Source organism: Cobetia sp. PS-4MA (assembly GCF_057670765.1).
This window is the reverse complement of record NZ_CM173107.1, coordinates 123,642-142,935: the sequence shown is the minus strand read 5'-3', so window position 1 is coordinate 142,935 and position 19,294 is coordinate 123,642. Positions and strand designations below refer to the sequence as shown.

16 protein-coding genes and 1 other RNA gene are annotated in these 19,294 nt (G+C 63.5%); 6 read left to right on the top strand and 11 right to left on the bottom strand.

The window, feature by feature from the left end; translation table 11 throughout:
* Positions 1-516: 516 nt before the first annotated feature.
* Entirely contained in the window at positions 517-1,323 is an 807-nt protein-coding gene (dapB, locus tag AC26AR_RS00670) for a 4-hydroxy-tetrahydrodipicolinate reductase (protein WP_084209490.1), read from the bottom strand.
* A gap of 210 nt (positions 1,324-1,533) precedes the next feature.
* Here dapB and AC26AR_RS00665 point away from each other — a divergent pair, with 210 nt between their 5' ends.
* On the top strand, positions 1,534-2,559 hold the full coding sequence (locus AC26AR_RS00665; protein ID WP_077379508.1) for an esterase-like activity of phytase family protein: 1,026 nt from the start codon (positions 1,534-1,536) through the stop codon (positions 2,557-2,559).
* A 132-nt stretch (positions 2,560-2,691) separates the two neighbouring features.
* Here AC26AR_RS00665 and dnaJ read toward each other — a convergent pair whose 3' ends face one another.
* The 3 genes from dnaJ to grpE form a co-directional block, all read right to left on the bottom strand.
* Entirely contained in the window at positions 2,692-3,840 is a 1,149-nt protein-coding gene (gene dnaJ, locus AC26AR_RS00660; protein WP_077379510.1) for a molecular chaperone DnaJ, read from the bottom strand.
* Between the two features lie 168 nt (positions 3,841-4,008).
* A complete protein-coding gene (gene dnaK, locus AC26AR_RS00655; RefSeq protein WP_077379512.1) occupies positions 4,009-5,931 on the bottom strand; it encodes a molecular chaperone DnaK in 1,923 nt (640 codons plus the stop codon).
* A gap of 216 nt (positions 5,932-6,147) precedes the next feature.
* A complete protein-coding gene (grpE, locus tag AC26AR_RS00650) occupies positions 6,148-6,777 on the bottom strand; it encodes a nucleotide exchange factor GrpE (protein WP_077379514.1) in 630 nt (209 codons plus the stop codon).
* Between the two features lie 364 nt (positions 6,778-7,141).
* On the opposite strand from grpE, the gene recN reads away from it, so the two are divergent.
* Complete coding sequence (recN, locus tag AC26AR_RS00645) at positions 7,142-8,812, top strand: DNA repair protein RecN (RefSeq protein ID WP_077379980.1); 1,671 nt, start codon at positions 7,142-7,144, stop codon at positions 8,810-8,812.
* Between the two features lie 155 nt (positions 8,813-8,967).
* Here the strand turns inward: recN and fur are convergent, their stop codons facing one another.
* Entirely contained in the window at positions 8,968-9,390 is a 423-nt protein-coding gene (fur, locus tag AC26AR_RS00640) for a ferric iron uptake transcriptional regulator (RefSeq protein ID WP_077379516.1), read from the bottom strand.
* A 78-nt stretch (positions 9,391-9,468) separates the two neighbouring features.
* On the opposite strand from fur, the gene AC26AR_RS00635 reads away from it, so the two are divergent.
* Positions 9,469-9,897: an outer membrane protein assembly factor BamE gene (locus AC26AR_RS00635; RefSeq protein WP_077379518.1), complete on the top strand. Its 429-nt coding sequence runs from the start codon at positions 9,469-9,471 to the stop codon at positions 9,895-9,897.
* 109 nt (positions 9,898-10,006) lie between these two features.
* On the opposite strand, the gene AC26AR_RS00630 is transcribed toward AC26AR_RS00635, so the two are convergent.
* Positions 10,007-10,315 carry an RnfH family protein gene (locus AC26AR_RS00630; protein ID WP_077379521.1) on the bottom strand — a complete coding sequence of 103 codons (309 nt, stop codon included), beginning with the start codon at positions 10,313-10,315 and terminating at the stop codon, positions 10,007-10,009.
* A gap of 72 nt (positions 10,316-10,387) precedes the next feature.
* Positions 10,388-10,825, bottom strand: coding sequence for a type II toxin-antitoxin system RatA family toxin (locus AC26AR_RS00625; RefSeq protein WP_077379522.1), 438 nt, complete (start codon positions 10,823-10,825; stop codon positions 10,388-10,390).
* Between the two features lie 162 nt (positions 10,826-10,987).
* On the opposite strand from AC26AR_RS00625, the gene smpB reads away from it, so the two are divergent.
* Positions 10,988-11,464 carry an SsrA-binding protein SmpB gene (smpB, locus tag AC26AR_RS00620; RefSeq protein WP_077379524.1) on the top strand — a complete coding sequence of 159 codons (477 nt, stop codon included), beginning with the start codon at positions 10,988-10,990 and terminating at the stop codon, positions 11,462-11,464.
* 181 nt (positions 11,465-11,645) lie between these two features.
* Positions 11,646-12,000, top strand: a transfer-messenger RNA (tmRNA) gene (ssrA, locus tag AC26AR_RS00615).
* 87 nt (positions 12,001-12,087) lie between these two features.
* Here the strand turns inward: ssrA and AC26AR_RS00610 are convergent.
* The 4 genes from AC26AR_RS00610 to AC26AR_RS00595 form a co-directional block, all read right to left on the bottom strand.
* Positions 12,088-12,948: an ABC transporter ATP-binding protein gene (locus tag AC26AR_RS00610; protein ID WP_488107386.1), complete on the bottom strand. Its 861-nt coding sequence runs from the start codon at positions 12,946-12,948 to the stop codon at positions 12,088-12,090.
* Between the two features lie 132 nt (positions 12,949-13,080).
* The gene (locus AC26AR_RS00605; RefSeq protein WP_077379528.1) at positions 13,081-14,184 is read right to left on the bottom strand and encodes a FecCD family ABC transporter permease; all 1,104 of its coding nucleotides are present in this window, start codon (positions 14,182-14,184) and stop codon (positions 13,081-13,083) included.
* Positions 14,185-14,233: 49 nt separating this feature from the next.
* Complete coding sequence (locus AC26AR_RS00600) at positions 14,234-15,202, bottom strand: FecCD family ABC transporter permease (protein ID WP_077379982.1); 969 nt, start codon at positions 15,200-15,202, stop codon at positions 14,234-14,236.
* Between the two features lie 155 nt (positions 15,203-15,357).
* Positions 15,358-16,314 carry an ABC transporter substrate-binding protein gene (locus AC26AR_RS00595; protein WP_077379531.1) on the bottom strand — a complete coding sequence of 319 codons (957 nt, stop codon included), beginning with the start codon at positions 16,312-16,314 and terminating at the stop codon, positions 15,358-15,360.
* A 427-nt stretch (positions 16,315-16,741) separates the two neighbouring features.
* On the opposite strand from AC26AR_RS00595, the gene ybiO reads away from it, so the two are divergent.
* Entirely contained in the window at positions 16,742-19,201 is a 2,460-nt protein-coding gene (gene ybiO, locus AC26AR_RS00590) for a mechanosensitive channel protein (RefSeq protein WP_167593067.1), read from the top strand.
* The last annotated feature ends 93 nt before the right edge of the window (positions 19,202-19,294 follow it).

Here is a 19,294-nt window from a genome sequence, read left to right as displayed (position 1 = left end):
ATGCTGCTTGATTGTCGTACTCGGCTGACGCCGAGTCTGGGTCCCGCCGCCACTCTTCCCACGCGCCTTCCCCATGTGAGGAGCGCTCGCCGGAAGCGGCAAATTCAGGCTGCAAAAAAGCGGGACGAAACCGAAAAATCAGGCTTCATCCCGCTTGTTATCATTCTTCGGAATATTGCTTGTCACAGCGGCCCCAAGAGTGCGGCCAAATTGGGTAGAGATTACCCGAATCCTGCGGTGCTGACCACCCCATGACTGCACCGCGAGCGGGCGGCAGTGCCCACCATACGGTCGTTTCGTCACAGCAGTCAGCTTGCGGGGCATCGGGAGTGATCGCGAGCCGGTCCCCTGAATCACCTGCCAGGAACATTTCCCGCCGCAAGGTGCGACATCCATCACCGCCGACCGACAATATCCTGTCGGCAGTGACAGCTTCCACGATACACCCGGAAGCCACTCGAACGCGGCAAATCGAGTGCCCGGGACGCGATCTCGACCCGAGCCCCCGACGGGACATCACTTGAGACCCAGCACGTCCTGCATGTCATAGCGTCCGACGCCACGCGCTGACAGCCACTCGGCGGCACGCGCCGCGCCCTTGGCGAAGGTCATGCGGCTTGAGGCCTTGTGGGTGATCTCGATGCGCTCGCCTTCGGTGGCGAACATCACGGTATGCTCGCCGACGATGTCACCGGCACGCACGGTGGCGAAGCCGATTTCCTTGTCGGTACGCGGACCACACTGACCTTCGCGTGCAAAGACACCGTGGGTCTCGAGATCACGACCGATGGCATGTGCCACCGCCTCGCCCATCGCCAGTGCCGTGCCGGAGGGGGCATCGACCTTGTGGCGGTGGTGCGCCTCGATGATCTCGATGTCATACCCCGCATCCCCCAGTGCCTGGGCTGCCGTTTCCAGCAGCTTCAGCGTCAGATTGACGCCGGAGCTCATGTTGGCGGCAAACACGAAGGGCACGCTGTCGCGATAGCCATCCAGTTGCTCGAGCTGCTCCGGGCTGAAACCGGTCGTGCCGATGACCATGCGCTTGCCGTGCTCCGAGCACAGCGCCAGATTGGCCAGCGTCACCTGCGGCGCGGTGAAATCGATCACGACATCGACGTCATCCACCACGGCGGCCAGACTGTCACTGGCGACCACACCCAGACGCCCCTGCCCCGCCAGCTCGCCGATGTCGGCACCTGCCAGGGAGCTGCCGGCCTCGACGATGCCCGCTGTCAGCGTCAGGCCTTCCACGGCACCGACGGCCTCGACCAACGTGCGTCCCATGCGTCCGGCGACGCCCATGATTGCGATACGGGTCATGCTGACTCCTGCCTGTTGTGGGTCTTGAGGGCAGCCACCCCACGGCGATGATGAGGGTGTGCCACCTGTGCTGTCCCCGCGAGTATATCAGCCGCCTGCAGCGTTGGCTGACGTCATGTATTTGCCCCCGTTACGCGCTAGAGTAGCGGGAGACTGAGTTCCTGCCCGTCCACGTCACTCCCTCTTCACCGCTCAGTTCCCGGAGTCAGCATGTCGCTACTTCATCGTTATGCCATTCGTCATTGGCGCCTGCTGCGCCTCGCGACCCTTGCCACGGCAGTTGCCGGCCTGCTGAGTGCCTGTGGCGTTCACCCGCGCCCCTACTCGCTGGCCTCGCCGGAGCAGATGAGCCAGCTGCCGGAGATCCAGTGGTGCGGCACCCTCAAGCTGCCAGGCAAGTGGCTGGATGGCACCCCCGTCGGCGGCCTGTCCGATATCGGCTGGGACAAGGATGAATCCCTGCTGTACGCCGTTTCGGACCGGGGCTGGCTGCACCGTCTGCGCCTGGCCTTCCGCCATGGGGAGCTGGTCGGTGCCAAGGCACTCAAGACCTATACGCTGCGCGACGAGACCGACATCTCCCTGCAAGGCGCCCTGAGCGATGCCGAAGGCATGCAGCTGCTGAAGGACCACAACGGCCGGCGCGGCGATACCCGTCTGGTCATCAGCTTCGAGCAGCAACCCCGAGTCGAGCACTTCCTGCCCAGCGGACTGGCGATCAGCGAACCCGCCACCCCCGTGGGCGTACGCGGTGCCGCCCCCAACAACGGCATGGAAGCGCTGACCCTGCACCCCGAGTACGGCCTGCTCGCCGGTCTGGAAGCCACCCCGGAGGGCATGGACGAAGGCACCACGCGCCTGTTCACGCTGGATGGCAAGCAGGAATGGCGCTACCCCCTGGCCAGCGACACGGGCTCGAGCCTGACCGCCATGGAGATGCTGCCGGACGGGGACATCCTGATGCTGGAGCGCGCCTTCTCGCCGCCCTATCCGCTGGTCATCAGCCTGCGTCGCGCACATCTGGGAGAGCCGGGGACGACCGTCGAGGTCCGCACCCTTGCCCGCCTGTCGAGTGGCGAGGGGTGGTCACTGGACAACTTCGAAGGGCTCACGCATCTGGAGGGCAATCGCTTCCTGATGGTCTCGGATGACAACTTCAGCAGCTTCCAGACCACGCTGCTGAGCTGTTTCGCGGTGATCGAGCCCGAGGCCTTCACGCCAGCCTCTCAAGAGTGAAACATCGCCTGCCAGCGCATCGCTGATGACATGTCAGGCGAGCCTTGACAATGAAAAAGCCCCACTCCGAGTCATCGGGGTGGGGCTTTCGCGTTGCGCATCCGCCAGCGCGGAGGAGAACGAAGACGCAGCCTAGGGCTTCATGTCCTCGAAGAACTTCTTCACGCCATCGAAGAAGCTGTTCTCCTTCGGCGAGTGGCTCTTGCCGGTATCGCCAAGGCTCTGCTGGAACTGGCGCAGCAGCTCCTTCTGCTCTTCGTTCAGGCTGACAGGTGTCTCGATGACCACCTTGCACAGCAGATCGCCGGCAGGGCCACCACGCACCGGCTTGACGCCCTTGCCGCGCAGTCGGAACAACTTGCCCGTCTGAGTCTCGGCCGGAATCTTGAGCACGACACGACCATCCAGCGTCGGGACGTTGAGCTCACCACCGAGCGCTGCATCCACGAAGCTGATCGGCACTTCACACTGCAGGTGACGCCCATCACGCTTGAAGATCTCGTGCTCGCGCAGATTGACCTGGACATACAGATCACCTGACGGCCCGCCGTTGACACCGCCCTCGCCTTCGCCGTTCAGGCGGATACGGTCACCGGTGTCGACGCCCGGCGGAATCTTGACCGAGAGGGTCTTGGATTCCTGCACGCGGCCTTCGCCGTGACATTTGCGGCACGGCACGCTGATCTTCTCGCCACGCCCGTGGCAGGTCGGACATGCCTGCTCGACCGCGAAGAAGCCCTGCTGCATGCGCACCTTGCCCATGCCGTTGCAGGTCGGGCAGGTTTCCTTGGTGGAACCCGGCTCGGCGCCGTCACCATCACAGTGACCACAGGCAGCCAGACGCGGCACGCGGATGTCGACCGTGGTACCGGCGACCGCCGATTCCAGATCGAGATCAAGGTTGTAGCGCAGGTCGCTACCACGCTGAGGAGCGTTCGGATTGCGACGACCACCGCCGCCACCGAAGATGTCACCGAAGACATCGCCGAACACGTCGCCGAAGCCACCGGCACCACCACCAAAGCCACCGCCGCCGAAGCCACCGCCGCCCTGGCCGTCGACACCGGCATGACCGAACTGGTCATAGGCCGCGCGCTTGTCCGCATCGGACAGCACTTCATAGGCTTCCGACACTTCGCGGAACTTCTCCGCCGAGGCCTCGTCATCCGGATTGCGGTCAGGGTGATGCTTCTGAGCCAGGCGTCGGTACGCCTTCTTGATGTCCTTGGTGTCGGCGCCACGCTCGACACCAAGCACTTCGTAATAATCACGCTTGGACATGGATCAGGTCCGCCTGGATTGCTGGCAGCCCAAGGCTGCCTGTCTGTTCTGGGATATCGGCTGTCACCGACAGCGTGCGCCCACGCGATACGCTACCGGTGCAAACGACAACGCGGGACACCTTCGCAAGGCTCCCGCGCTGTCATCAGACGTCGTTCAAGAGATCCCTCAGGACTTCTTGTCGTCGTTGACTTCCTCGTACTCGGCGTCAACCACGTCGTCGTCTTGCTTCTTGTCAGCCTGACCGTCGCCAGCCTGCTCACCCTGGGCACCCTGCTCGGCGTACATCTTCTGCGCCAGGTTGCCGGAGGCTTCGGTCAGCGCATCCAGCTTGGCCTGGATCGCGTCCTTGTCGTCGCCTTTCAGGGCTTCTTCCAGCTCGGAGATCGCCGTCTCGATGGCTTCCTTCTCGCTGGCCTCGGCCTTGTCACCGGCTTCGGTCAGGGTCTTTCTGGTCGCGTGGATCATGCCATCGGCCTGATTGCGCAGCTGGACCATTTCCTCGAACTTCTTGTCTTCGTCGGCGTTGGCTTCCGCGTCACGCACCATCTGTTCGATCTCTTCGTCGGACAGGCCGCCGGAAGACTTGATGACGATGGACTGTTCCTTGCCGGTGGCCTTGTCCTTGGCGGACACGTTCAGGATACCGTTGGCATCCAGATCGAAGGCGACTTCGATCTGCGGCACACCACGCGGGGCCGGCGGGATGTCAGCCAGGTCGAAACGACCCAGGGACTTGTTCTGTGCCGCCTGCTTGCGCTCACCCTGCAGGACGTGGATGGTCACCGCGCCCTGGTTGTCGTCAGCGGTGGAGAACACCTGAGACTTCTTGGTCGGGATGGTGGTGTTCTTCTCGATCAGCGGAGTCAGCACGCCACCCATGGTCTCGATGCCCAGCGTCAGCGGCGTCACGTCCAGCAGCAGCACGTCCTTGACGTCGCCACCCAGCACGCCACCCTGGATACCGGCGCCGACGGCGACCGCTTCATCCGGGTTGACGTCCTTGCGCGCTTCCTTGCCGAAGAATTCAGCGACCTTGGACTGCACCAGCGGCATGCGAGTCTGACCACCGACCAGGATGACATCGTCGATCTCGGAAGCGGACAGGCCGGCATCGGCCAGAGCGGTCTGGCACGGCTTCAAGGAGCGAGCGACCAGCTCATCGACCAGCGACTCGAGCTTGGAACGGGTCACCTTGACGTTCAGGTGCTTCGGACCGGTGTTGTCTGCGGTGATGTACGGCAGGTTCACGTCGGTCTGCTGAGCGCTGGACAGCTCGATCTTGGCCTTCTCGGCAGCTTCCTTCAGACGCTGCATGGCGAGATTGTCGCCGGACAGGTCGATGCCGCTGTCGGACTTGAACTGGTCAACGAGGTAGTTGATCAGATGCATGTCGAAATCTTCACCGCCCAGGAAGGTGTCGCCGTTGGTGGCGAGCACTTCGAACTGGGTCTCACCGTCGACGTCCGCGACTTCGATGATGGAGATATCGAAGGTACCGCCACCCAGGTCGTAGACCGCGATGGTCTTGTCACCACGAGACTTGTCCATGCCGTAGGCGAGTGCCGCGGCAGTCGGCTCGTTGATGATGCGCTTGACCTCGAGACCCGCGATGCGGCCGGCGTCCTTGGTCGCCTGACGCTGGGAGTCGTTGAAGTAGGCCGGCACGGTGATGACCGCTTCGGTGACTTCTTCACCGAGGTAGTCTTCCGCGGTCTTCTTCATCTTCTTGAGGATTTCCGCACTGATCTGCGGCGGTGCCATCTTCTTGTCCTTCACCTGGACCCAGGCATCGCCATTGTCAGCTTCGACGATCTTGTACGGCACCATCTTGATGTCTTTCTGGACGACATCATCCTTGAACTTGCGACCGATCAGACGCTTGACCGCGAACAGGGTGTTCTCCGGGTTGGTCACTGCCTGACGCTTGGCCGACTGACCGACAAGGATCTCGTTGTCGTCGGTGTAGGCGATGATGGACGGCGTGGTGCGGCCACCTTCAGCGTTTTCGATGACCTTGGTCTTGTCGCCGTCGAGCACTGCCACACAAGAGTTGGTAGTACCCAAGTCAATACCGATGATGCGTCCCATAATCGTATACCTCGAATCTGTTGCTAGCCTGAAAGATGAGTCTGGTTGTCGGTACCTTGTGTCGGCACCTGAACTTGCTTCAATAAGTGGGGTCGCGCGTCAGGCTTTCAAGGGTGTGCTGGCATTTTTTGCCGCCCTGATCCTCCTTGAAGCCCCGCAGGGCGGGCATGTGCCATCACGACACATGCCCTCATGGCCACTCGACCCCGCAGGGCCTCAGTTGGCCTTGCTGACCGCGACCATCGCCGGACGCACCAGGCGACCATTGAGGGTGTAGCCCTTCTGCATCACGTCGATGACGCTGTTCGGCTCGGCATCCGGAGATGGCACCATGGCGACCGCCTGATGGTATTCCGGGTCGAAGGGCTCGCCGTGGGGGTCCAGCTGCTCGACGCCTGACTTGTTCAGGGCATCCAGCTGCATTTTCAAGGTCATCTCGATACCTTCGACATGTGCCTTGGCTGCCTCGTCGTCGCTCATGGACTCAAGCGCCTTCTCGAGCGAGTCCACCACCGGCAGCATTTCCTTGACGAACTTCTCCAGCGCGAACTTGCGAGCCTTCTCGGCATCCTGTTCGGCGCGACGGCGCGCGTTCTGCGCCTCGGCAGCTGAACGCAGCGCCTGGTCCTTCGCCTCCTTCACCGCCTGCTCGAGTTCCTCGACCTGAGCGGCCAGCATCTCGGCTTCCGGATTGTCGATCAGCTCACCTTCGCTTTCGGCGGCGACATCGGTGGCATCCAGTATGTCTTCAATCACTTCGCCTTCCGGAGTTTCCGGCTGCGGCTCGGCGTCGCGAGCGGCACGCTGAAGTTCTTCATCCATCGGGGTCTGCGGATCCTGAGCCATGCTGTTCTCCTGCGGGCCGACGTCTGTGCGCCATTGCCCTGTTCGTGGCCTGCGGAGCCTGCCTCGAGACGACGAAGCCAAGCCCCTGAAGACAGGCCATGAGTTGCCTGTAGGGCAGCAAGGCCGCGCCATTGCTGCCGACGATGAGTGTCAGGGCCTTTATATGGGGCCGGCACTCGGCTTCTCAAGCCTTCGATGCGGCTTTTCTGCCAGCTGAGTCCGGCATGGATTGAAGGCCGACGGAGCGTGCTGTATAAAAAGCCATATACACTGTATGTACATCCTGTATGGCGACTCCGTAGTCACCCCCGAAACGGGCAATGATCGGCACGGCGTACGCCCCAGCTTCCCTTCGGAGGTAGTCATGCTGCTACAGCTCGCCATTCAAGATTTCGCCATCGTCGAGACACTGGAACTCGATTTTCGCCGCGGGATGACCGCCATCACCGGCGAGACGGGTGCCGGCAAGTCCATCCTGCTCGGTGCGCTCGGCCTGTGCCTGGGCGAACGTGCCGATGCCGGCAGCGTGCGACATGGCGCGGATCGCGCGGATCTCATCGCACGCTTCGATATCACAAGCCTCAGCGATGCGCGTGAGTGGCTGGACGAACGCGAGCTGGGCAGCGACGACTGCCTGCTGCGCCGGGTGATCACCGCCAGCGGACGCTCGAAGGCCTGGATCAACGGCACCCCCTGCACCATCGCGGACCTGCGGGAACTGGGTGAGCACCTGATCGACATCCATTCCCAGCACGCCCACCACTCGCTGCTGAAGGAAGAGACGCACCTGCGTCAGCTCGACGAGTACGCCGGGATCGAGACGCAGGTCACGCAGCTGCGCGAGGACTTCCGCCACTGGCAGGAGGCACATCGCCGCCTCAAGCGCATGAGCAATGATGGCGACGAGGTACGCGCTCGTCGCCAGCTGTTGCGCTATCAGGTCGAGGAGCTTGATGAGCTGGCACTCAGCGAGGGCGAGCTGGAGGCACTGGAGCAGGAGCAGGAAACCCTGGCCAATGCCGAACAGATTCTCAGCGAGGCGCAGGCCGCCGCCGAGTGCTGCGATCATGATGATGAAGGCGCCCTCGCGCGCCTCAATCAGGCCGTGGCGCGACTGACACACTTGCCGGGCAGCGAGCAGGGTTCGCTGGCCAGCGCACTGGGCATGCTGGAAGAGGCACGCATCCAGATAGAAGAAGCGGCACGCGAGCTGAACCGCTTCGTCGAAGTCACCGAACTCGACCCGGAGCGCCTGGCCTTCGTCGATGAGCGCCTTGGGCGCATCCACCAGATCGCCCGCAAGCATCATGTCTTGCCCGAGGAGCTGCATGGCCTGCACCAGCGACTGAGCGAGGAGCTGGAAGGGCTCGGGGGTGACGAGGAGGCCATCGAGGCCCTGCGTCAGGAAGTGGCGGCCCGCCGGGATGCCTGGAAGATCCTGGCTACTGAGGTCGGTACGTCACGAGCCGCTGCCGCCCCTCAGCTGGCCAGCGACATCCAGGATCAACTGGCCTTCCTCGGCATGGGCAAGGCGACGTTCGAGGTTGCCGTCGAGCCACGCGAGCGCCCGCAACCCGAAGGCATGGAGCGCATCCACTTCCGCATCAGTGCCAACCCGGGGCAGCCGCCGCGGGCGCTGGCCAAGGTCGCTTCGGGCGGTGAACTGTCCCGCGTCTCGCTGGCCATTCAGGTGGTGGCCGCCAGTCGCTCGACCATTCCCAGCCTGGTCTTCGATGAAGTGGATGTCGGCATCTCCGGTGCGACCGCCGAGATCGTCGGTCAGCTGCTGCGCCGACTGGGCGACAAGGGTCAGGTGCTGACCGTCACCCACCTGCCTCAGGTCGCGGCCCAGGCGCATCAACATCTGCATATCGAGAAGCAGGCAGAGAAGAACACCACACGTACCCACATGGCACTGCTGGACGAGAGTGGCCGCGTGCGGGAACTGGCACGCATGCTGGGCGGCATTCACCTGTCCGAGCAGACCCTGGCACACGCTCGCGAGATGCTCAGCGCGGCGGACAGCCGTCACTGAGCCCCGACAGGCCGCCTTCCCGACGTCCATTCGTCCAATGAACCTCCTGGCAGTTCGAACGCCAGAAACACCAACGGCCGCCCCTGTGGGGCGGCCGTTGGTGTTTCTGTCCTGCAGCGAACCTTGTCATCCCTGACACAGGCGAGGCCTGAGCATCAGCTGTCGCTCTTGGTGTCCTTGGGACGCACGTAGAGCACCAGCGCATGCTCGACCAGCTCATAGCCATGCTCCTCGACGATCTCGCGCTGGCGGCGCTCGATCTCGGGATCACAGAACTCTATGATCTCGCCGCTGTCCAGACATACCATGTGGTCATGGTGTTCTTCCTGGGACAATTCGAAGACAGCATGGCCGCCATCGAAATTGTGACGCATCACCAGTCCAGCAGTTTCAAACTGGGTGAGCACACGATAAACCGTCGCCAGACCGACATCTTCGCCAGCCTCAAGCAACGCCTTGTACACGTCCTCGGCACTCAGGTGTCGATCCATCGATTTCTCGAGGATCTGCAGGATCTTGACTCGCGGTAGGGTTACCTTGAGTCCCGCCTTGCGCAGTTCATGGTTCTGATCGGCCATGCTGGGGTACTCTTCGCAGTCGCTTGATGTATCAGGTATGATCGGCCAAGGCAAAACGATAGGGAATCTTCAGGGCAAATGCAAAACTTGATCAAAACAGTCGCCTTTTGCAGCGCCCTGTCGCTGCTCACCGGGTGTAGCTACTTCAGCGTCTACAAGCGCGACCTTCCACAGGGCAACCTGATCAAGCCGGAAATGGTCGAGCAATTGAAGCCGGGCATGAGCCGCGAACAGGTCATCTATGTGATGGGTTCACCGCTGCTAACCGCTCCCTTCAGTGAGAATAGCTGGGACTACGTATATCGCCTCAAGAAAGCGGACGGCGAGATCATCAACAAGCGCGTCACGCTGAATTTCGACGGCGATGTGCTTTCCACCATCGACAAGAGCGGCGACATCGACAAGGAAACCGTCATCGTGCCGGACCTCGACATCGACCCGCGTGCCGCACAGCCGAACCGCAACGACAGTGGTGCAGGCGCCGCTGACCTGCCGGACGAGCTGTAAGTCGACCGCCAGCGCTCGGATAGCACGATGGACCGAGTCGTGATGACAGACGGGGCACCCCAGGGTGCCCCGTCTTGCGTACGGTCACCGATGCCCGGTGAGGACACCGCTACTTCTCGGCGCGTGCCTTGTCGGCCCGGCGCTTGCGAGCAAGCTTGGGGTCGTTGATCAAGGCACGATAGACCTCGACCCGGTCACCGGCATCCAGCACGTGCTCATCGGGCTTGCGCAGCGCCTTGCCGAAGATCCCGAGATCCGCCTCGAGAAAGACCTCGGCGCCCAGTGTCGGGAAATGTTGCTCGAGATGTGCCATGCGTACGGCCTCGCGCGCCGTGGTTCCCGGCGCGACGGCCAGTGAGACGATCTTCTGCTTCTCCGGCAGCGCATAGGCCACCTCGACCGTGATTCTGTCGCTCATGCTTGCTCCTGTCGGACTCACCTTTCAGACCACGTCATCAGGCCTTCTCTACGGCCTTGCCTGCGGCGGACATCAATTCGCGCCGTACAGCTGGTCAGCACGCCGCGTGAACGCCTCGACCATCTGACCGGCGACCTGACTGAACAACTTGCCGAAGGCCATGCCCAGCAGGCGATTGCTGAATTCGAAATCCAGCTCCAGCGAGACCTTGCAGGCATCCTCACTCAGCGGCGTGAACAGCCAGCGTCCCTCGAGACGCTTGAAAGGGCCGTCGACCAGACTCAACTCTATGCGCTGGGGGGCGAACAGATCATTGCGGGTCACGAAGCTCTGCTCCATGCCCGCCTTGGACAGAGTCAGCCTGCCCACCAGATGGGCGTCATCCTGCTCAAGCAACTGGGCATCACTGCAGCCCGGCAGGAATTCGGGGTAACGCTCGAAATCATTGACCAGATCGAACATCGCCTGGGCCGAGTGCCGAACCAGGGCAGACCGGTTGACCGTAGGCATCTAGCTCTCCGCTGACTTGGATACGCGCCTTGCGTATCATGAACAATGGGCCGGCGCATGAAGTGCCGTCTGGCCTTGAATGGTAACACGCCTCCCCCCATCCAGAAGGATGCGCCAGCTGTCCGTCGGGCAGTGGCAGGAGCACACGACAAACGAGGCAACATGGGCAAGAAAAAGAAACCCCAACAGGGCGGCAACCTGATCGCCCAGAACAAGAAGGCACGCCACGAATACCACATCGAGGAAGCCTTCGAGGCGGGGCTGGTACTGGCAGGCTGGGAGGTCAAGGCGCTGCGGGCGGGCAAGGGCCAGCTGACGGACACCTACATCGTGATCAAGAACGGTGAGGCCTGGCTGCTCGGCTGTCATATCCATCCGCTGGAGACGGTCAACACCCACGCGGTGGCGGACCCGCAACGCACGCGCAAGCTGTTGCTGCACAAGAAGCAGATCGCGCGCATCTTCTCGCGCACCCAGGACAAGGGTCACACCTGCGTCCCCATCAAGCTGTACTGGAAGAACGCGATCGTGAAATGCGAGATCGCGCTGGTGGAAGGCAAGAAGATGCATGACAAGCGTGCCACCGAGAAGGACCGTGACTGGAACCGCCAGAAGGCACGTATCCTGCGGGATCGCTGAGACTGTCAGCGCCATGATCGCGCGCCGCGCCTGCGCCGTTGCGATATGGGAGGCAAGGGCTTTGAATCACGGCAAATCATTGTCAGACCAGAAAAAATTCCTGAGGCCTTGAACTGGCGTAGCACAGTCTCCACCTGTTATGATGACACCGTAGCAAAGCAGCAAGCAGTAACACTGTTATGGGGGCGTTCTGGCATTCGACGCTGGTGGCAAACCCTGAGGTGCATGCCGAGATCGTAACGTATCTCGTAAATAAAACGTTGCAAATATATAGTCGCAAACGACGACAACTACGCTCTAGCTGCATAAGCTGCTCATGATACCGTTGCGCCTGTTCAAGGTGGATTGAGAACGAGCCCGTATAAACAGGATCGTCTTGGCCGACGTCTCTAAGGTCGAGATTAAAACTCAGAGAATCGCATTGCTGTAGCCTGTTCATTGGCGGCAGTCGTGTTAAATCAAATAATGAAACTAAGCATGTAGAGCCGAAGGCGGAGTGCCGGCGGACACGGGTTCGACTCCCGTCGCCTCCACCATATCCGTGACAAGAAGGCCTCCCCTCGGGGAGGCCTTCTTGTTTTCTGCTGTCTGATATTCCGCGCGCCGAGTCGTGCCAGGCGCTCTCAGGTAGCACTGCCACTCAGGCGCTCGTCCGTGCGCCGCACGCCGATCAACAGCGGGGTACCGGTCTCGGGGTCAGGAATCAGCCGGCATTCGACACCGTAGAGCTTGCGCACCAGCGCCGGTGTCACCACTTCGGAGGGCGGACCTTCCGCGACCACGCTGCCCGCATGCATCGCCACGAGGTGGTCGGCATAGCGACAGGCACTGGCCAGGTCATGCACCACCATCACGATGGTCTTGCCTTCCTCGTGGGCCAGCCGCTGGATCAGTTCGAAGACCTCGATCTGATGGCCGAGATCCAGCGCCGAGGTCGGCTCATCCAGCAACAGCAGCGGCGTCTGCTGCGCCAGCGCCATCGCGATCCAGGCACGCTGACGCTGGCCACCGGACATGGAGGCCAGCTCACGGTCGGCCAGACTCTCGATGTCAGCGGCCGCGATCGCCGCCGAGACCACCACCTGATCCTCCTGCGACCACTGACGGAAGGCTCCCTGATGCGGCTGGCGACCGAAGCGCACCAGCTCATGCACCGTCACGCCTTCCGGCGAGTGCGTCTCCTGGGGCAGCAACGCGATGCGCTGCGCGACATCACGGCGCCCGAGACGTCGTATGTCCTGGCCCTCCAGCAATACCGCGCCGGCATGCGGTGCCTGCAGGCGAGCCAGACCGGCCAGCAGCGTGGACTTGCCACAGCCGTTGGGCCCGACGATGGCCGTCACCTTGCCATCCGGCAGCGCCAGCGTCAGCGCATCGATCACGGCCACATGCCGCTGTCCGCTGCCATACCCCAGCGACAGCTCACTGGCCTTGAGAGTGGCGGCCACGGTGTCCCCGCAGCGTGGATGATGTTCAGCGCTCATGGCGCATTCTCCTGAAACGATGACCCTCGTGACCCGGTTGGTCCGCGAGGGCTGCGGGCGACTCTCATGTCGGTGATGCAGACATGGCAGCCACACGGTGAATGGGGGCATCGGCCGGACAGGACAGCCTGACTAGCGCGGGCTGCGCAGCAGGATCCACAGCAGATAGGGGCTGCCGACCACCGCCATCACGATACCGACCGGAATCTCGAGAGGTGACAGCAACGTGCGTCCCGCGAGGTCCGCCAGCACCATCACCAGCGCCCCTGCCAATGCCGAACCCAGCAAGGGCACTCCCTTGTGACGCGACAGGTAGCGGGCGATCTCGGGACCGACCAGCGCCACCATGCCCACCGGGCCGGCCACGGCCACCGCGGCGGCCGTCAGCAGTACCGAGAGCCACAGCGTCGCCATGCGCACACGGGCGACATGCTGACCAAGTCCGATGGCGACAGAATCGGTAAAGCGCAGCGTATTGAGCCCTCGCCCCAGCCACAACGCCGCCGGCACCGCCAGCAGCAAGGCAATCCCCAGCCATTCGAGCGAGGAGGCATCCCGTGCGTTGAGGCTCCCCACCGTCCACGGATAGGCGCTGTTGGCGACATCGATGGACACCCGCGCCAGCATCAGCTGGGTGCCGGCACCGAACAGCGCCCCGACGCCGATCCCCGCGACCAGGAAGCGATAGCCGCGCGTGCCGATGCCACCGGAAAGCCCGAAGGCCAGCGCCGTGGCGACCACGGCGCCGCTCAGTGCCATCGCCGGTGGCGCCAGCGAGGCGCCGAGCCCGACGACGGAGGCAACCGCAAAGGCGGTCGCGCCATTGTCGATGCCGATGATGCCCGGCGTGGCGAGACGGTTGCTGGCCAGTGTCTGCATCAGACAGCCAGCCAACGAGAAGGCGGCGCCCGTTCCGAGGCCGGCCAGCAGTCTCGGCAGACGCAGCTCCCGGACCACGAAGACATCGGCGAATTCACCATGGCCGAACGCGGCCTTCAGGGCGGCGTAGGGGCCCAGGCCCGCGCTGCCCAGCATCAAGGCGGCCACGCAGGCACTCAGCAGTGCCAGCAGCAGACCGAGGTTGGCCAGCAATGGGGCCCGATGCCACAGCAACGACAAGGGCCCGCAGCGCCACCAGAACGTATCGGCCGGTGCCGTGGCGACAGGGCATGATGCCTGGCGCCGAGGCACCCCGGCATCAGAAGAGGCCGATGAAGAAGGAGCGGAGCGATACATGGGCGTTTCCGGGTTATCTGTCATGAAGAACGGCGCATTGAAGCCTGACTCACAGAATCGGCAGGCGACGAGCGCGCACCACGGCAATCAGTACCGGCGCGCCCAGCAGCGTGGTCAGCACGCCCAGCGGCAACTCGGAAGGACGAACGAGCAGACGCGAGACCACGTCGGCGCTCACCAGCATCACCACGCCCAGCGGCAGGCACAACCACAAGGTGCGGCGGATATCCGCGCCACACAGCGCACGCGCGACATAAGGCACGGCCAGTCCCACGAAGGCGATCGGCCCCGCGAGGGCCGTGGCGGCCCCGACCAGCAACGCGACCACCAGTACCGTCAGCTTGCGCACGCGCCCCGGGTGATGGCCAAGTCCACTGGCCACCGCCTCTCCCAGCGCCAATGCCGCCAGCGGCCTGACCAGCCACAGCGTCAACGCGAGGGCGAGCATGAGGCTCGGCAGGCTGCCACCCAGCGCCTCCAGCGAACGCCCTGCCAGACTGCCGATGACCCAGAAACGGATCTCGTCTGCCGCGCGCTGGTCGATCAGCAATACCAGCGACGTGAGAGCCACCAGCAGGCTGGAAAGCGCTGCACCGGCCAGTACCAGGCGCACGGGGTCCTGGCGTGCACCACTCAGCCGCACCGTGCTCATCACGAACAGGCAGCCCAGCAAGGCGCCAGCCTGAGCCACCAGCACATGCAGGCCTGCGGCCTCCATCCCCAGCAACAGGGCGATGGCGACGGCAAAGGCCGCGCCTGCGCTGACACCCAGCAGCCCCGGCTCCGCCAGGGGATTGCGTGCGACTACCTGCATCAATGCGCCGCCGCAGGCCAGCATCATGCCCACGGCGATGCCGATCACGGTACGCGGTGCACGCAGCTCGGTGACCACGAAGCGGGCCTCCTCGCTACCCTGCCCCATCAATACCGCCCACGCCTGGGCAGGGCCGATATCTCCCGCGCCCCACAACAGACTGGCCAGGCAGGCCAGTACCGCCGCCAGACACGCCACTGGCATGACCTGCCCCAACGACAGACGCCCGGCGACCTTGCGGGTCGCCGGGCGAAGAGCTGTCTGTGGGGAGCCAGGCCGTGAGGACGCTCCTTCAGCCGCCATGCTGCCTCCCGACCTGACGGCATGACGCCTGATGAGTCGAGACGTGCCAGTCCCGCTTACCCATCACTGCGCGCCTGCTCGATGTCCTTGAGCAGCGCCTCGGCCGCCAGCGGACCACTGGCACTGGTCCACAACTGACCATTGACGCCGACCAGACTGTCACGCGATGCGTGCTCGAGACGCTGGAAGGCCGGCTCCTTCGCCAGGGCGTCAGCGGCAGCCTCAGAGGAATCATCCAGGGTCGCCAGGAAGAGTGTGTCGGCATCGATGCGCGCCATGTTCTCATCGCTCAGCGGGTCGGAGTGCGGACGCCCCGGCTTGACCAGATCCCCGCCCACCAGCTGATAGCCGGTCGCGGCGAGCAAGCCGGTCGCGAACAGCTCATCGGACATCGCCATCAGGCCACCCGGCATGCGACGCACCAGGCTGGCAGTCTGCGGTGTGGTCATCTCGGCCTTCAGGCGCGCCGCGTGAGCGTCGATGGCGGCCAGACGCGCCTCGAGCTCCGCTTCGGCCTCTTCCCCGAGCGCCAGGGCATAGACTCGGCTCTGCTGCTTCCAGGCCTCCCGGCTGAGCGCCTCCCCGCCTGGCACGATGGTCGGCGCCAGACGCGACATCAGCTGATATTGCGCCTTGTCCAGCCCCGGGGGAGCCAGAATCATGTCCGGCTTGAGCGCCACGATGGCCTCGAGATTGAACTCTCGCGGTGTACCGACGATCTCGATCTCCGGCACCCGAGACTGGAGATAGCTGGCCACGCCATCACCGCCGCGCGTGGTGACCGCGCCCAGCGGCGTCACCTCGCTGGCGACCGCCACATCCAATGCCCCTTCATAGAGCGTCACCACGCGCTGCGGAGTGCCCTCGAGCTCCAGTTCACCATAGGCGGTCTGGACCTCACGAGCCTCGGCAGACACCGTGGCTCCCATCAACACGACCGCCAGTGACGCCATCAGCCCACGACGCAGGCGGGACAGGGCAGGAACAGCAAACACATGGGAAGAGTGGGTCATTCGTTTCTCCAGGGAGCGAATATCAGGGCGGCGAGATCGGATGGTAATAATAATTGATCGCAACAATACCGCCTGTCCAGCCATCGGGCCACATCAGTTCCTGCAACGCGACATTGCAACAATCCGGTGAGCAAGGCTTGAAGGATGCGCAGCGCTGCCGCAGGCTGTGGCGCTGAAGAATCTCTCGCATACCGTCATCGGGGGTTGGGTTACCTGCAATCGCCCCGATAACACAGGAGAGTGCGTGCGCGGGATGCGCACATCACGCTCCCACATCCAATCGACAGCGCCTGACGTATGACGTGGCCATGCCGATGTCCAAAAGGCGCAGACGCTCAGCTATCCGGGTGCCTCTGAGTCACCTCAGGGAGCCCGCATGACTCGACTCCATCTCCATCCGACATTCACCAGACAGGAGAAGCCATCAGTGGCGACCCCGATCCCCCCCCACTCCCCTCCCGCGCAAACCGCAACGTCATCGATCGCCTCGCGCCTGAGTGCCGGCTGGTTACAGGGCCTGATGGCACTGGCGATCATGCTGTGCCTCAGCGTCAGTGGCCTGGCGCATGCCGCCCCCGCCAGCGATGCTGACGCCGCCAGTTCGTCCTATGAGAGTCTGGCGACGTTGCTCGAGGACCCCGACCAGCGTGAAGCACTGATTGAAGGCTTGCGCCAGCTGGACAGCAAGACGAGCGAACAGGCAGCCGAGGTGGCGGGGACGGAAGTCACGCTGAGCGAGGACTCACCGTCACTGTCCCGCCAGCTGGCCGAGATCAGCCAGGAGCTTGTCGCAGAGCTTTCCGCGACCCTGGACCGCATGATCCAGACGCTCAGCGGCCTCGGCAGTGAAGATGCCAGCAGCATCGACTGGGAGCGCTTCATGACCGAAGCCATCAGTCTGGGGCTGGTGGTCATCTCCACCATCGGGCTGTTCCTGATCCTGCGCCGGCTGGCCCATCCGCTCTTCAGTCGCGTCAGCCAATGGTCGCTGGATGGTCAGCACCGCAGCCCGCTGCTGCGCACCCTGATGGCAGTGATCATCGCGGCGATCGTCGACGTGGCCGTGATCGGTCTGGCGTTCCTGGGGGGCTATCTGCTGGCCATCTTCGCCTATGGCGAACAGGGCGTGATAGGACAGCGCGAGTCGATGTTCCTGAATGCCTATCTGGTGATCGAGCTGGTCAAGGCCTTGATGCGCATGCTGTTCTCCTCCGGCTACCAGGGCCTGCGCCTGATGCCGATGCGAGATGAGGTCGCCCGCTACTGGAATCGCTCACTGGCATTGCTCGCCGGCTTCATCGGCTACGGTATCCTCGTCGTGGTACCGATGATCAACAACAATCTGGCACCGGCCGTGGGCAGCTTCGTCAGCCTGCTGATCATGGGTATCGCGCTGATCTGGGCCATCGTGGTCATCAGCCGCAACCGTGTTCTGCTGCGTGACCGCCTGCTCGATCAGGCCCGCGAGACCCACAATGCCTTCATCGCCGTCTGCCTGCGCATTCTGGCCCGCACCTGGCACCTGATCGCGCTGGCCTACTTCGCGACCCTGTTCATCATCTCGCAGACGACACCGGAAGAGGCGCTGCCCTTCATGATGGCCGCGACGCTCAAGACGCTGCTCGCCATCGGTGGCGGGGCACTGCTGTCTCGCGTGCTGACGCAGCTGATCGGCAAGCGCATCCAGGTGTCCGACAAGCTGCGTGGTCAGCTGCCGATGCTGGAGACGCGCCTCAACTCCTACATCCCGACCGCGCTGCGCATCATGCGCGCCATCATCCTGGTCGTCGTGGTCGGCATGGTGCTGAATGCCTGGAGCATCGTGGCGCTTGGCGACTGGCTGGCAACGGACGCCGGGGCCCTGCTGCTGTCACGCATCTTCCATGTGCTGTTCATCCTCGCCTTCGCGGTCGTGATCTGGGTCGGCATCGCCAGCCTGATCGAGCACAAGCTCAATCCGGATACCGGCAAGGGCAAGCCCTCCTCACGCGTGGAAACCCTGCTGGCACTGTTCCGCAATGCCATCGCCATCGCGATGATCGTCTTCACCGCGATGATCGTGCTGTCGGAGATCGGCATCGACATCGCGCCGCTGCTGGCCGGTGCCGGGGTGCTCGGTCTGGCGATCGGTTTCGGGGCCCAGAAGATGGTGCAGGACATCATCACCGGCGTGTTCATCCAGCTCGAGAATGCCATCAACACCGGTGACGTGGTCACCGCCGGTGGCGTGACCGGGACGGCGGAACGCCTGACCATCCGCTCGGTGGGCATCCGCGATCTGTCCGGCACCTTCCATATCGTGCCGTTCTCCTCGGTGGATACCGTCTCCAACTACATGCGTGACTTCGCCTACCATGTCGGCGAGTACGGCATTTCCTACCGCGAGAACGTCGATCACGCCATCGTGCACCTGCGTGCGGCCTTCGACGAACTCCAGGAAAGCAGCTATGGCGCGGAGATTCTCGAGCCGGTCACCATCGCTGGCGTCTCGTCGCTCGCCGACAGCTCGGTCAACATCCGTGTGATGATCAAGACCAGCCCGGGCAACCAGTGGGCCATCGGCCGCGAGTACAACAAGCTCGTGAAGCAGCACTTCGACGCCGCCGGCATCGAGATCCCGTTCCCGCACATGACCATGTACTTCGGTCAGGACAAGGACGGTGGTGCGCCGCCGGCCAACGTTCGCACCATGCATGAACCGTTCGTGATCGATGGCTCCGCCGCCGGTCAGCCGAAGACTCCCGAGCAGCGTGAGGCCGCCGCCAAGGTGGCTCAGCGTCGCGAGGAGACCCCGCTGACCCGCCATGCCACCAAGGACGGCGAAGTCGTGGATGCCGAGGAACAGCGCATCCGTCAGACCACCCAACCGGATGCCGACGGCGACTGATCGCGCGCCAGGGGTATCCCGACACGGCTGCCTGCGATGGGCGCCGGACTGAAACGAAAACGCCCCCGAGCCAACGGCTCGGGGGCGTTTTCA